Genomic DNA, 15,023 nt, shown 5'->3' with positions numbered 1-15,023 from the left:
ATATGAAAAAACGATGAACAAAATAAAAAAAGCCGATACACGATCGGCTTTTTACTTATTCAGCATCAAGCGGTACGACTGCTTCATGGAATAGTCGGTCTAATTCAGTTTGATGTTTCTGTTTTGTCTCTTCATCCCAGCCAAAACGATCTGCCATATAGTCAACAACAGGCTGTGCATACGTTTTTGCCCAATTGATATTAAATAATAGGCTGCCTGTTCTTCTCAAGAAGAAATCGACAGGTGTTACAGCCAATTCTTCTTCGATCGCATAGACAAGTTCAGCCAACACATATGCGGGAATGTTTCGTTTGTCTGCTTCCCCTTGAAGCTGCTCTACACGCTTGAAGACATTGCTGACGTTTGAGCCATATTTCTCAGCTAATTTTTGTGCAATCGGTTCTGTCAAACCAACGGATGCTCCTTCTGCCGTTTTCGCTTGAACAAAGGATGCCATATTTTTCGAACCGCCTACATGCCCACCTGAAATTGGCATATGTTTCGTTTTACATGGTCCGAAATCTTTTCCAGTTTCCTCTTTCAGTCCATCACGTACAAGATTCACAATGTGTTCAGCCATTTTACGGTAACCTGTTAATTTACCGCCGGCAATCGTGATTAAGCCTGAAGATGATGTCCATACCTCATCTTTACGAGAAATTTCTGAAGGATCTTTCCCTTCTTCATGAATGAGTGGACGAAGACCAGCCCAGTTAGATTCAACGTCTTTCTCTGTAATGTTAAGATCTGGGAACATATATTGAATGGCTTTGATCACGTAATCACGATCTGCTTTTGTCATACGCGGATGTTCCAGCTGTTTTTTGTAAACGGTATCTGTTGTTCCCACGTATGTTTTTCCTTCTCTTGGAATCGCAAAGACCATTCGTTTATCAGGTGTGTCAAAGTAGATTGCTTGTTTTAATGGGAAAACAGATTGGTCAAATACTAAGTGAATTCCTTTTGTATGTTGTAAATGTTTCCCCTCTTTTGAGTGGTCCTTGTCTCTTAGCTGATCGACCCATGGACCAGTCGCATTGACGATTTTTTTCGCATATACATCGTATGTTTTTTGCGTCATCACATCTTCAATGACAACACCGACAACTTTGCCTTTATCATAAATAAATTCTTTTACTTTCGCATAGTTGACCGCTTCTGCCCCGAATTTCACAGCCTCTTTCATGACTTCAATTGTCAGGCGTGCATCATCTGTACGGTATTCAACATAGTAGCCCCCGCCTTTTAAGCCATCCTTTTTCACAAGTGGTTCTTTTGCAAGTGTCTCTTTTGCACTTAGCATACTTCTGCGTTCACTATGCTTAACGCCAGCTAAAAAGTCATATACTCTAAGTCCGATTGAAGTTGAAAACTTACCGAATGTCCCGCCTTTATGCATCGGAAGAAGCATCCATTCTGGCGTTGTCACATGAGGACCGTTTTCGTATACGATGGCACGCTCTTTACCGACCTCTGCGACCATTTTCACTTCAAATTGTTTTAAATAACGAAGTCCACCGTGCACTAGTTTCGTTGAGCGGCTAGACGTACCTGCTGCGAAATCCTGCATTTCCGCAAGACCGACACGCATTCCGCGTGAAGCCGCATCAAGTGCTGTACCAGCGCCAGTAATACCCCCACCAATGATAAACACATCATATGGTTTTTTTGTCATGTCCTGAAGCATTTGTTCTCTTTCTAAGCTAGAAAAAGTCATCTCTTGTTCCTCCCATGTTGTACGGTAAAGAAAAAGAGACCGCAAACACCCAAAGCGTATTTCTACACTTCGGTGCTTGCGGTCTCTCCAGTTCTCCAACCGTTCTATTAACTTACTTGAAGTATACCATACTTTTTGTTTATTTGAAAGCTTGAGCTGCTTTTACAGCCTTTTTCCACCCGCTGTATAACGAGTCACGGCTGTCTTCTTCCATTTTAGGTTCAAAGCGCTTGTCAAGGTTCCATTGTTTTGCAATGTCTGAACGGTCGTTCCAGAAGCCAACTGCTATTCCCGCAAGATAGGCCGCACCGAGTGCCGTCGTTTCATTAATTTCTGGACGTTCTACTGGTACATCGAGCAAATCACTTTGGAAGCCCATTAAGAAATCATTCTTTACAGCCCCGCCATCGACGCGCAATGTTTTAAGTGAGATGTTTGAATCTTTTTCCATCGCATCTAAAACATCTTTCGTTTGATAAGCAAGTGATTCTAACGTTGCACGAACAAAGTGCTCTTTAGAAGTACCGCGTGTTAAACCGAATACAGCGCCTCGGACATCACTATCCCAATATGGTGTGCCTAAACCAACGAATGCTGGTACGACATATACGCCGTCTGTTGACTCAACGCGCTCAGCATAAGCTTCACTGTCTTTTGAGTCTTTAAACATTCTAAGTCCATCACGCAGCCACTGGATCGCTGAGCCAGCAACGAAAATACTTCCTTCTAAAGCATATTCAACTTTGCCGTCAATGCCCCATGCAATCGTCGTTAACAATCCATGATCCGACTTAATTGCTTTTTCCCCTGTATTCATCAACATGAAACATCCTGTACCATATGTGTTCTTCGCCATTCCTTCTTCAAAGCAAGCCTGACCGAATAACGCAGACTGCTGATCTCCCGCCGCTCCTGCAATCGGAATATTTTTACCGAAGAAGTGATAGTCTGTTGTTTCACCATAAATGTGTGATGATGGTTTGACGTCTGGCAGCATGGAAGCTGGAACACCTAAGATATCAAGGAGTTCTTCATCCCATTTCAGATCGTAAATATTGAACATTAACGTTCTTGATGCATTCGAATAATCTGTCACGTGTGATTGCCCGCCAGTCATTTTCCAAATGAGCCATGTATCGATTGTGCCAAACAGTAAGTCACCATTTTCTGCTTTCTCACGAGCACCTTCGACATTGTCTAAAATCCATTTCACTTTAGTGCCTGAGAAATAAGCATCAATCAGAAGACCGGTTTTATTTCTAAACGTTTCATCGTGCCCTTGCGCTTTTAGCTCATCACATATACCCGATGTTTGTCTAGACTGCCAAACAATTGCATTGTAAACGGGTGCGCCTGTATGTTTATCCCAAACGACAGCTGTCTCACGCTGGTTCGTAATTCCGATACCGGCGATTTGATCTGCTTCAATTCCTGATTCGATTAAAGCAGTTGAAATAACTGATAGAACAGAGCTCCAAATTTCATTTGCATTGTGTTCTACCCAGCCTGGGTTCGGAAAATATTGATTGAATTCCTTCTGAGCTGTATGTGCAATTTTACCTTCTTGATCAAATAAGATCGCTCTTGAGCTTGTTGTCCCTTGATCTAATGCGAGAATATATTTTTCTTTTGCCATGGTGTTTTCCTCCCCTTACATACTTTCATTGACAGCATTTGTCTGGTTTTTCGTAGAGACATAGAGTCCTAACAATACCACAACTAAAATAACGCTTACAATCCAAAAGGCTGGTGTGACGTTCGCTTTAAAGGCTGCATTATAGAAAACACCGCCAAATGCACCGCCCAAAATTGGACCAACAACAGGAACCCAAGCATATTTCCAATTTGATGGACCTTTACCTGGAATCGGCAGAATGGCATGTGCGATTCTTGGACCTAAATCACGTGCAGGGTTAATTGCGTAACCAGTTGTACCACCTAATGAAAGACCAATTGCGACAATTAAGAAACCAACAATCAGCGGATTGACTCCGTCTGCAAATTTATTTGCACCAATCGCTAAAATTCCTACCACCAATACAAATGTACCAATGACTTCACTGAGCACGTTTGCAAAAGTATGCGGAATCGCAGGACCAGTTGAGAATACGCCTAGTTTTGCACCTGGATCGTCTGTCGCTTTCCAGTGTGGTAAGTAATGTAAGAAGACAATAATAGCTCCGAGTAATGCGCCAAGCATTTGACCGACAATATACATTGGAACATCAGCCCAAGGAAAACTTCCTTCTAATGCTAGACCTATTGTCAGCGCCGGGTTTAAATGTGCACCGCTGATTCCTCCAGTGGCATAAGCTGCAATCGCTACTGCAAATCCCCATCCGAAAGCGATTACAATCCAACCGGACTGATAAGCGAGCGATTTCTTTAAACTGACTGCCGCACACACACCGCCTCCGAAAATAATCAGAAGCATTGTACCAACGACTTCACCCCAAAATGGTGTCATGAAAAATTCCTCCTCTGGTTCAGTTGCCATCCCCTATAAATGTGTAGAAAAGATAAAGAAAAAAGACCCACAACAAACATACTTTACATCAGGGTCATTTGTCACCTAGTAAAGCGTCGTTGTGGATCTCCGTTTCTCCATCACATGATATTAACTTAGTGCTATAGTATCAGAGGATGAAAACGTTGTCAATCAATTTTCACATTTTATCTTTTTCATTTTTGGAACGCTTTCCAAAGCTTTGTATTCGATGTGGTGACTGCTGTCGCCCCTGCTGCAAGCGCCCGTTCTACATCTTCTTTTGTTCGGATAAATCCTCCTGCAAATATTGGTATTCCAGCTCTTTCGCGCACTTCTGTAATTAAATCTGGCACGACACCCGGCAATACTTCAATAAAATCTGGACGATGTTTTCCGACAAACTCCATGCTTTTTTCCATCGCACTTGTATCAAGTAAAAACATTCGCTGGATGGCATATACCTTTTTCTGCTTGGCTTTTACTATGACAGAAGACCTAGTAGAAATAATGCCAGCTGGTTTCATTTCCTGACAAATAAATTCCGTTCCGTACTCATCATGTTTGATTCCGTGAATGAGATCGACATGGACAAACATTTTTTTATGATGCGCATTCGCCTCATTCATGATGCCCTTAAGCCGCCCTAAGTGAACATCAAGTAAGACCCCATATGTAAATGGACTTTTTAAAAATTCCTCAAATTGCTTCATATTGCGAACAGCAGGTAGAATGGGTTGATCATGAAAACTCATATGCCGTCTCCTTCTCGTGTGTATTGGTTCTATCTTCTCCTTACAGTAATAGAATCGCATGTTTTTTTCAATACACCTAGTGTGCCCATTGACCATTCAGCCTAGCAGATCTATTAAGATCTGATCCTTTCTGGACATAGAAAAAAGCAGAGAAATCTCTCTGCTACAGCGTGTAGACAAACCCTCGCATTCTTTGTCAGTTCTGCGTGCTGGTGCTCGTCCTTCCTAGACTTCAAAGATTTTCTATCACGCTGAAAAGAAGACAAAGGGCTAAAATAAAGTTCATTTTAGCCCTTTGTCAACAATCTGAAGCAGAGAAATCTCTGCTATAATTGCGCCATGCTTTCTTTTAAAGTATGAATAATGAATGAGGCGTCTTCATCAGTGATATTTAGCGGTGGGGCGAGCTGTGCCACGTTATTATAGCCAGCCACTGTATCGCCATTTTTCCCGATGATCAATCCTCGCTTTTTACATTCTGCAATCAATTGACCGACTACACTTGGATCAGCTGGCTTTTTTGACGCCTGATCCTGCACAAGCTCAATCCCAAACAGCAGACCTTTTCCTCTCACATCACCGACAAATGGATGCTCTTTTAACTCTTGCAAACGTTCGAGCATGTCTTGGCCAAGCGTGCCTGACCGCTCCACTAATTGCTCGTTTTCCATGATCTCTAGGTTAGCAAGCGCAACCGCACAGGAAGCAGGGTGACCGCCAAATGTATTCACATGCCGTAGCCTGTCATACGTATCTTCTCCTGCATACGCTTCATAAATGTCTCGTTTCACGCACGTTGCAGATAGCGGTAAATATCCACTTGTGATCCCTTTTGCCATGGTGATGATATCTGGTTTCACTTCCTCATGCATAAATCCAAACCGCTTTCCTGTCCGGCCAAAGCCGCATATGACTTCATCTACAATGAGAAGCGCTCCATGGGCTTCACAGATATCTTTGACCTTCTTCAAATACCCTTTTGGCGGCATTAGGATACCTCCGCCCGTAATGATCGGCTCCATAATGACCCCAGCTATCGTCTCACTTAGTTCCCACGTCATGGCCTGATCTATTGCCGCAGCACTTGCCAAGCTCTCTTGATCTTCAGGATGCCGGTACATATCAGGCGGTGCGACATGGATAAACCCCTGCCCTAACGGTTCATATTTGTACTTACGCTGCGCTTGACCCGTTGCGGCTAGAGCTGCTGCTGTGTTGCCATGATACGATCGATATCGAGAAATAAATTTTGTGCGTGTACTCTCTCCCTTTTGCGCATGATATTGTTTGGCAATCTTAAATGCCGCTTCATTCGCTTCAGAACCACTGTTAGAAAAGAAGATCACATAGTCCCCGTCTAGCCATTCATTGAGCTTCTCAGCCAGCTGAATCGCTGGCACATGGCTTTGTGTCAGTGGGTAGTAAGGCATCGTATTTAATTGCTTATACGCCGCTTCTGCAAGCTCTTTACGTCCATATCCGGCATTTACACACCATAGTCCTGACATCCCGTCTAAATAGCGATTTCCATGAATATCTGTCACCCAAGCGCCTTCTGCCTCATGAATCACCATACTTTCATTTTCTTTGTTTGTCCCTTTCATATGATGCCAAATGAACTGATCATCTTTCGCTTGAAGATTTTGTGCGTTATGTGTTTTCATCTTCCCACGCCCCCATGTATCCGTTTTCATCATCAAAGAAGCTTAAACCGGTCCTGCATATGACCTCTCCATTCATTATATGGATAAAAAGTGAGGCATATGAAACTGAAACAAGACCGCCCGTGTCGTTACTCTCATTATAAAAAAGGGGCCAGACACATTACATTAGACAGATCGTCAACTGATTGAAAAGAACCATGAGACACTCTACTTGATCCCTTAGCAAATCTAACATATACCGTTAATGGCGATTCCCCTGTAAAAATTCATAAGCAAGGATCGCAAATTCAAGCGCTTGACGTTTTGGCGCTTGCATCATATCCCCACCAAGTAAAGCATGAAGCTTATCCAATCTGTGATAAAGCGTCTGCCTCACAATATAGAGCTGGCTTGCGGTTTCTTTTTTAGAACCGTTTGTCTGTAAAAAGATATTCAGCGTCTGATAGAGCCTGCCGCTATTTTGTTTATCATATAAAATCACCGGCTCCAAATACTCTTTCACCATGCATTCTAATAACCCGCTTTCTTTCATGACAGGCATCAATCGAAGCATATGTAAATCTTGATAAAATGGGCTTTCTACCCGCTGCGGCATCACTTTCTTTAAATGCAGCACTTCTTTCGCTGCTTGAAAACTTTTTCTCATGTACTGAAATTGCTCACAATATGAACCGATTCCATAATTGATGACTGCCTCGCCGGGCTTCTCACGGTCATATAATTGCGTGATGTCGTTTGCCGCTTTTTCTGCACGCTCTTTCCAGTCCTCAACTTTTCTTGTATTCAATAAAATAAATAAGGTTTGTCCTTGATGCTCGTACACAATCAAATAGAAACCAGCACGCTGAAAAATAGAACGGCAAGAGACAAGAAAATAAAGATTCCCTGCGATTTCTTCTATTTGGTGGTTTTTTTGAAAGAGCATCACCACACAGCCGGTCGGTTTTTTCAGCCCTTCTGTCTCCTCAAGGTGTTCTATGATCTCTCTTTCTGTATGATCTTCATGAAACCATTTTTGCAGCCATTCATTCTCTTTTGTCTTCTTCAGCTCTTCTGTATACAGCTCTCTTAAAGTTTGCTGGGCAAGGGCATTCGCTCCTTTATCCATCACAAGCAGTTCAAATTCCGAGAGTGTGTTCGATTGATGAATGAGGACGAGGTCTGCAAAGGTTTGTTTGAGTGCAAGGACTTGTTTTTGCGTCACTTCATATCCTTTTGGTAATGAAGCATATTGCAAATAATTCATCACAAGCTCTTCTGTTTGTTTGGAAGAATCACATAAAATAATCGGCTCACCTTGAACAGGGATCAGCAGTAGTATCCCTCTCACGTGCTGATACACTTGATCCAAAATATCCATCTGCGGATGAGGAGTTAGTAAAAGCTCATTCAACTTGGACGACAGTGTTTCTAAATCCGCCATCATCTGATACTGACGCTCAATCATCATCGTATGGAGATGCTGTGTAATATTGACGAACTTCACTTCTTTTGTAAACAGAATTAGCGGAAAATCACGTTCTTCTGCATAAATAATCAGTTCTTCCGGTACATCAAACCGGAGCGGTACAAACTCAATACATAATCCAGCCGCACCTGAGTCAATCAACTGTCTTAAAAACGCCTGAAAGACTTCCAATTGATCATGGAAGCCTGCGGCCGTCGTTAAGATCAGCTCGCCTCCGTTTAACAAATCCTCTACAGCAGGCACTTCAAGTACATGTACCCATTTTACCTGCCGAAACAATCCCTTTTCCCCAGCTAACACTTTCGCATGCGTAAAATGCTTCGTTTTTAACACATCACTTACTTGAAAATGAACATCTACATTCATTCATAAGTCCCCCTTTGTTTGCCGTCCCCTATCCCAGAGGGTGCATGGATAAAATCCATAATAAAACAGGTAAAGTCACAATACTTAAAATCGTACTGAGAAACGTCGTGCTTGAGACAAACTCAGGTTTCGTTCGAAATTGCACAGCCATCAGCGTGGTATTCGCCGCAGTCGGCATCGCTGCAACTAAAATCATAATTTGTTTCACCAAATCATCTACCGGTAAAATAAGCGTAAAGCCGAATGCGATGAGTGGTGAGATAAACAGCTTCAGCAGCACCGCATAGGAAATATTACGATAATCCACTTGTTTAAAAGAAATCACTGCGAGCTGCATACCTAAAATCAGCATAATCGTTGGTATCGCTGCATCCCCGACCAGCTGAACACCTGTCATAAGCTCTTTAGGTAATGAAAGGTCAATGAGCTGAAATAATAGACCAAGAAGAGCCCCGTAAGCAACAGGCATACGCAGCACTTTTTTTAGAACGACCTTCAAGTCTCCCGCGTCCTCTCCACCTTTTGCTGCATAATACATGCCGATCGTACTCATGACGAGCTGCTGAAGGACCATTAGCACAATCGCAATATCTAAACCAGCTGCTCCAAAAACAAGAAGGACAACAGGCGTGCCATAATTTCCATTATTCATAAATGCTGATGACAAAATCATGGCACAATACGTTTCATTCGAATACCCGTAAATTCGAGATAAAATGAAGACACATAAAACAAGTGAGAGACAAAGCCCTACGACAAATATTGATAAGTACACATAGTCCATCGATACTTTATTTTGATAAAAGGTTTCAAACGCAAGAAATGGTGACATTAAATATAAAGACATTGATGAGAGCGTATGTATATCAAAACCAATTGTCTTCTGCCCAATATACCCTATAAGGAATATGCCGAACACTGGCATTAAGACAAGTAAAAACTCCATGTAGCACCTACTTTTCTCTAGATGAATTCCTTCTTTTTTACCCTCTTATCATACCACTGATCATCAATAAAAAAGAAGCACCCTTATGAAAGGTCGCTTCTCTCCTCATCCATATAAAACACTTCCCATAAATGACCATCACGATCCTGAAAGCTCCAGCCATACATGAAATCATGGTCTTGTTTTTCTTTAAACGGTGAACCACCAGCTGCAATCGCACGCTCCACAAGCTCATCAACCTCTTCCCTCGTCTCGACCTGTAAAGAGATAATGACCTCTGCGCCATTTCTGGCATCTACCAATTCCTTCTCTGAAATGGATTGGAAATGCTTAAGTGATAACAGCATGACTGTGATCGTCTCATTCATCACAAAACAAGCAGCATGTTCATTCGTCAGTTCTTGTTGAAAGTCAAACCCCAGCTGTTCAAAGAAAGCCTTTGACTCATTCACATGCTTAACCGGCAAATTGATATACAGATGTTTAGATTGTCGCCCCATATCCCTCTCCCTTTGTAAAACATCATTTCCATTCAGTATATTCGTCTTTTCATTTGGCATCCCTTTGTCGCATGAAAAAATAAGCGGTAAGTCTCATTACCTTTTTTTAACAAAAATGTATAATGAATATCGTGCACAATACTAAATGAACTAGGAGGTTTTCTTAATGAAAACAATCGCAAAATCTTTGATGCTCTCCACCACTGTCCTTTTATTCGCTTCACCTATTACACAGACAGCTGATGCTGCATCTATTCAAACGAAGCAGGTGACAGCAGAAAGTGATTTTCAGCTTCCTTCAACAACAGACACCATTAAACAAAACATTGAACAATCTTTCCAAAAACAAGAAAAATGGCTACAAAAATTAGAAGTGATTGCCGGACAAGAAAAACGTGAACAATTTGAACAGTTTTTCAACCAGCATGTAGGACCTGATTTAAAAAATCTTTTAGAAGAGTCTGATCTTACATGGAAACAAGTAGAAAAAACGATTTATCAATCTCTTGTTAAATCAGACGTTCCATTTTTAGCTGCCAAAAGCATTGCCCATTTTGCTACAGTGGCATTAAAGAAAATGTAAACATACAGAAAAGCGCCTCGCATAACTGCGGGGCGCTTGTTTTGGTTATTTCTTATATTCAATATGGTACACGTCTCTTCTTCGGTCTTTTAGCTGACGAACCGTCCCATCTTGACGCTGCCTTCTTAATATTTCTAAGTCGACATCACCGACAACTACCATTTCAATATTCGGGTTGCATTCCCCTACAATGCCATCTCTTGCGAATTCAAAATCAGATGGTGCAAAGATGGCTGATTGTGCATATTGGACATCCATGTTTTCTGTTTGCGGAAGGTTTCCGACCGTTCCAGAAATGACCGTATATATCTGATTTTCAACCGCTCTCGCCTGCGCACAGTAACGCACTCGTAAGTAGCCTTGACGGTCTTCTGTACAGAATGGAGTGAAAATAATTTTCGCTCCTTTGTCAGCTGCAATTCGAGCAAGCTCAGGGAATTCAATATCGTAGCAAATTTGGATCGCAATTTTACCGCAGTCCGTATCAAATACCCGGACTTGGTCACCAGCTGAAATCCCCCACCATTTTCTTTCATTCGGCGTGATATGCAGCTTATATTGCTTTTCAATCGTTCCATCACGTCTAAATAAATAGGCGATATTATAGATTTTCCCTTCCTCTTCAACGAAATGAGAACCACCGATGATATTAATGTTGTACTTGACCGAGAGATCTGTAAACAAATTGATGTAGTCCTCGGTATATTCTGTGATCCGCTGCACTGCTAGACTTGGTGATCTCTCTTCTAAATATGACATAAGCTGCGTTGTAAAGATTTCCGGAAAAACGGCAAAGTCAGCTGACGCATCTGATGCCACATCCACGTAATACTCCACTTGATTCATAAACTCCTCAAAGGAATGAATTTGCTTCATTGCATATTGAATGACACAAATTCGAACCGGAAACGCCGATTTATAATATCTTTTCGACTGCGGGCGATAATCGACATTGTTCCATTCCATTAGCGTTGCGTACGTGCTGGAAGCTTTATCATCCGGCAAGTAATTCGGATTGATCCGCATCAGGCTAAATTCATTTAACAGCTGAAAAGATAGCACAGGATCATAAATTTGGTGCAGCATGACTTGCTCTACATATTGGCGAGGCGTCATTTCCTCTTGATATTTATGATAATTCGGGATACGTCCGCCAATGATGATGCTTTTTAAATTTAATCTTCTCGCTAAGTCTTTTCTTGCTTCATATAAACGATGACCGATTTTCATCCGGCGGTACTCAGGACTGACCATTACTTCAATTCCGTACATATTCATCCCATCTGGATTATGGTTTGTGATATATCCATCATCTGTGATGTCCTGCCATGTGTGACGATCATCGTATTCATCAAAGTTAATTAATAAACTTGAACATGAGCCAATAATTTCTCCCTCGAATTCCGCACAGAACTGGCCTTCTGGGAAATGTTCAAGGTGGCTTTCAAGGTGCTCTTTTTTCCAAGGGTCCATGCCTGGAAAGCATACCTCTTGCAATGCGATGATTCGGTCGATATCTTCTTCTCTAATATTTCGAATCACCATTCTTTTTTCAAATCGCGTTAAATCTAGTTTTTCTGCCATGATGTATTGCCCCCTTACTGATCCTCTTTTTCAAGCTGATGGAATAGCTGGAGCAATTCGATTTCAGCCATGGATTCTAATCTCGCGTCATATTCTTCAAACTGCAGTGTGCTCGTCACTTTATTTGGTACGATGACACATTTCATACCCGCTCGTTTGGCAGCGATTGACCCATTCACAGAGTCTTCAAATGCCACGCAATCTTTTGGCTCAACGCCTAAGCATTGTGCGGTTTGCAAATAAAGTTCTGGGTTAGGCTTCACTTCTTCCACATCGTCTGACGTGCGGATACATTCAAAGTAATCGAAAAGTCCAATTTGTTTGAGGTGATCAGACACCCATTTATAATCTGAGCTGGAAGCGAGTCCAATCTTAATTCCAAGCTCCTTTGCCGCTTCTAAATAAGCTTCTACACCAGGTCTTGCTGCTTCGTCCTTCATTCTCTTTTGAAAACGAGAACGCCGGTCCGCTGTAAGCGCCTCATGATCTAATGTCTTCCCTAACTGCTCTTCCAAATATTCAAAAGGCTTAAAACCCGCCTGCGTTCCAATCACATTTCCCCATACAGACAGAGGCAGCTCCGATTCATGCTCAGCAAACATTTCCTGCAGAACCTCATATTCATGTGTTTCTGTATCTAAAATTAATCCATCAAAATCAAATATAATCGCCTTTACCAAAGAGGCCACTCCTTTTTTCCGAAAGTCTGAAATATCTTCCATACTGCTATCATATCGTGAATAAAATTGACTTTCAAAGATGAATGTCTGCTAAAATGATTATGTATAAAAGGAGCCTGCATCGTTTTGTCAGGCTCCTGTCATGTTCGATTCTTTCTGCAAGAGATCCAAGCGCTCCGATTCGTGGAGAATAGACATTGTTGAAAAAGAGCGGAATTGGTATTACAGATCTTGAAGGTTTCTCCGTTCCCTTAAAAATAGTATGTGCGACGACCTTGTAAGTTAACAAGGAAGTTCACACCAACTTTTACGCATTTTGAAGGTGACGGCCTGCAAAATCATCTAAATCAAACGGGAAAGAAAAGCCGCACGCATTAACTTGTTCACGGTTGAGTTCAAATAACTCACGATCTCGTTTTGTGATATGTCGCTTCGGCTTTAAAATAATGGTATGTAATAGCTGAAGACCTGATAAGATACGAAAAGCATCATCCATTGTCCCGTTATACACACCATCAATGAATGTAAGCGGGGGTTGTTTTTCCTGCTCTTCTACATTAACAGAATGGGATAAAAGATCTTCAATTTCCTTTGATATTTCTTCAATTTCCTGCTCTTGAAGGTCTGTCGCAGCTTTCATTAATCTCACGTGGCATCTACCTCTCTGTCGTTATTACTCCATTCAGAATAGCACAGAAAAAAAGTCATTCGCTAAGGTAAGTGTTTCCTATATATACCCAAAGAGAGGACGAATATCATGATCATAAAAGGACACACGCTCTCCCTAAAAGTAGGTGAGCAGCAAAATGGCATTTCCTTAAGTCAATTTTTAAAAGACGAAGTGTCTGCCTCTAAACCGATTATCCATTTTTGGATGGAGCACCAAAAAGTCCGTCTCAATCAAAAACCTGCCCATCATGCTGCAAAAGTGAGTACAGGTGATCAGATTCTCATTGATTTATTTGAGACGGAAGAAAGTGATGTGACGCCAGAATACGGTGAATTAGAGGTACTCTTTGAAGACGAGCATTTATTAGTTGTCCAAAAGCCTGCTGGAAGACCGACGCATCCAAATGAAAAAGGACAAACAGGTACGCTGGCGAATCTAGTCGCTTTCCATTTTCAAGCAAATGGAGAAGAAAAGCGGGTCAGACATATACATAGGCTGGATCAAGACACAAGTGGCACCGTCATTTTTGCCAAACACAGGTTGGCACATGCTGTACTCGATCAAATGCTTTCAAAAAAAGCAATTAACAGAACGTATCTTGCCATCGCACAAGGACTGTTTAAGAAAAAGAAAGGAACGATCAAAGCAGCCATTGGACGTGATAAACACCATGCTGTCAGAAGGAGGGTTTCTCCTACTGGTCAAAGCGCCAAGACTCATTATGAGGTCTTCTATCTCAATAAACGTTTACAGGTGACGGCCGTTAAGCTGCGATTAGAAACAGGCAGAACGCATCAAATTCGGGTCCATCTTAGCAGTCTCGGGCATCCTTTAGCTGGCGATACATTATATGGCGGGAAGCGTGACCTGATAAACAGATGCGCCCTTCATGCCAAACAAGTAGACATGAACCATCCATTCACAGGTGAAAAGCTGACGATAGAAGCACCGCTCCCACCTGATATGGCTGAATTAATGGACAATATGTAGAAAAAAGAGCCTGATCATACAGGCTCTTTTGACGTTAGACAGATGCTCTTTTCGCATAAATAATGTACCGCTCTGGTGCGTTGCCGACAAAATGAAATGGATAGCATGTGGTTAACACAAGCTCTTCTTTTTTATTTTGTAAGGTAATAATGGATGTATCATGCTGATCCACAATTTTCGTATGCGTGATTTCATAAACAAACTCACCATACGGTACAGTGATTTTCAGCTGATCCCCAATATCCAGTTCACCAGTCCGGCGGAAGACCGTATCCCTGTGTCCCGACAAAACGATTTGTCCATTTTGATCAGGGTAATAACTGCCTTTATAATGACCGACGCCTTTGGCAAGGTCGTCCGCATCTGTCCCTTCAACAATCGGCAAATCGGCTTTTAATTTCGGAATGGTCAGGATGCCAGAGGCTTTCCCCATTTCAGGTGAAAATTTTTCCTTTGTCATCCCTTGATCAGTTTCTACGACCTTCTTTGCTTCCTCTAACGAATGTGCTGTTTGTAAGTGAGTAGAAGCGATTTGCCAGATTCCCCAGCCAAGCACCACAATTCCCGCTGACATGACAATCACTGCAAGCCATTTTTTCATGCGTTAACTCCTTT

14 protein-coding genes are annotated in these 15,023 nt (G+C 41.9%); 2 read left to right on the top strand and 12 right to left on the bottom strand.

What is annotated here, in order from left to right; all coding sequences use genetic code 11:
- Positions 1-55 precede the first annotated feature (55 nt).
- From glpD to ACNO7B_RS04630, 8 genes are all read right to left on the bottom strand, one after another.
- Complete coding sequence (gene glpD, locus ACNO7B_RS04665) at positions 56-1,717, bottom strand: glycerol-3-phosphate dehydrogenase (protein WP_060780922.1); 1,662 nt, start codon at positions 1,715-1,717, stop codon at positions 56-58.
- Between the two features lie 139 nt (positions 1,718-1,856).
- A complete protein-coding gene (glpK, locus tag ACNO7B_RS04660) occupies positions 1,857-3,353 on the bottom strand; it encodes a glycerol kinase GlpK (protein WP_007497075.1) in 1,497 nt (498 codons plus the stop codon).
- A 15-nt stretch (positions 3,354-3,368) separates the two neighbouring features.
- The gene (locus ACNO7B_RS04655) at positions 3,369-4,184 is read right to left on the bottom strand and encodes an MIP/aquaporin family protein (protein ID WP_008349011.1); all 816 of its coding nucleotides are present in this window, start codon (positions 4,182-4,184) and stop codon (positions 3,369-3,371) included.
- Between the two features lie 215 nt (positions 4,185-4,399).
- Positions 4,400-4,957, bottom strand: coding sequence for a glycerol-3-phosphate responsive antiterminator (locus tag ACNO7B_RS04650; protein WP_008349014.1), 558 nt, complete (start codon positions 4,955-4,957; stop codon positions 4,400-4,402).
- 326 nt (positions 4,958-5,283) lie between these two features.
- A complete protein-coding gene (locus ACNO7B_RS04645; protein WP_414835185.1) occupies positions 5,284-6,621 on the bottom strand; it encodes an aspartate aminotransferase family protein in 1,338 nt (445 codons plus the stop codon).
- Positions 6,622-6,862: 241 nt separating this feature from the next.
- Positions 6,863-8,455 (bottom strand): PucR family transcriptional regulator, encoded by a 1,593-nt coding sequence (locus ACNO7B_RS04640; protein WP_417901244.1) that lies wholly within the window; start codon positions 8,453-8,455, stop codon positions 6,863-6,865.
- A 28-nt stretch (positions 8,456-8,483) separates the two neighbouring features.
- Positions 8,484-9,401, bottom strand: coding sequence for an AEC family transporter (locus tag ACNO7B_RS04635; RefSeq protein ID WP_007497064.1), 918 nt, complete (start codon positions 9,399-9,401; stop codon positions 8,484-8,486).
- An 83-nt stretch (positions 9,402-9,484) separates the two neighbouring features.
- Positions 9,485-9,901, bottom strand: a complete 417-nt coding sequence (locus ACNO7B_RS04630; RefSeq protein WP_008349030.1) for a VOC family protein — start codon at positions 9,899-9,901, stop codon at positions 9,485-9,487.
- Positions 9,902-10,067: 166 nt separating this feature from the next.
- Between ACNO7B_RS04630 and ACNO7B_RS04625 the strand changes: the two genes are divergently transcribed.
- Positions 10,068-10,484: a hypothetical protein gene (locus ACNO7B_RS04625; RefSeq protein ID WP_007497062.1), complete on the top strand. Its 417-nt coding sequence runs from the start codon at positions 10,068-10,070 to the stop codon at positions 10,482-10,484.
- A 45-nt stretch (positions 10,485-10,529) separates the two neighbouring features.
- Here the strand turns inward: ACNO7B_RS04625 and ACNO7B_RS04620 are convergent, their stop codons facing one another.
- The 3 genes from ACNO7B_RS04620 to ACNO7B_RS04610 all read right to left on the bottom strand — a co-directional run bounded on the left by ACNO7B_RS04620 (position 10,530) and on the right by ACNO7B_RS04610 (position 13,397).
- A complete protein-coding gene (locus ACNO7B_RS04620; protein WP_007497061.1) occupies positions 10,530-12,068 on the bottom strand; it encodes a bifunctional GNAT family N-acetyltransferase/carbon-nitrogen hydrolase family protein in 1,539 nt (512 codons plus the stop codon).
- Positions 12,069-12,082: 14 nt separating this feature from the next.
- Entirely contained in the window at positions 12,083-12,748 is a 666-nt protein-coding gene (locus ACNO7B_RS04615; RefSeq protein ID WP_019743733.1) for an HAD family hydrolase, read from the bottom strand.
- 307 nt (positions 12,749-13,055) lie between these two features.
- Positions 13,056-13,397 carry a DUF5365 family protein gene (locus ACNO7B_RS04610; RefSeq protein ID WP_113747685.1) on the bottom strand — a complete coding sequence of 114 codons (342 nt, stop codon included), beginning with the start codon at positions 13,395-13,397 and terminating at the stop codon, positions 13,056-13,058.
- Positions 13,398-13,505: 108 nt separating this feature from the next.
- Here ACNO7B_RS04610 and ACNO7B_RS04605 point away from each other — a divergent pair, with 108 nt between their 5' ends.
- Positions 13,506-14,408 (top strand): RluA family pseudouridine synthase, encoded by a 903-nt coding sequence (locus ACNO7B_RS04605; RefSeq protein WP_046527422.1) that lies wholly within the window; start codon positions 13,506-13,508, stop codon positions 14,406-14,408.
- A gap of 34 nt (positions 14,409-14,442) precedes the next feature.
- Here ACNO7B_RS04605 and ACNO7B_RS04600 read toward each other — a convergent pair whose 3' ends face one another.
- On the bottom strand, positions 14,443-15,009 hold the full coding sequence (locus tag ACNO7B_RS04600) for a class D sortase (protein ID WP_025207002.1): 567 nt from the start codon (positions 15,007-15,009) through the stop codon (positions 14,443-14,445).
- Positions 15,010-15,023: the final 14 nt, after the last annotated feature.

It is taken from the genome of Bacillus sp. AK25, from assembly GCF_048270685.1.
GTDB classification, from domain to species: domain Bacteria; phylum Bacillota; class Bacilli; order Bacillales; family Bacillaceae; genus Bacillus; species Bacillus altitudinis.
The sequence above is the reverse complement of the archived record's forward strand: the minus strand, read 5'-3'. Positions and strand labels throughout refer to the sequence as shown.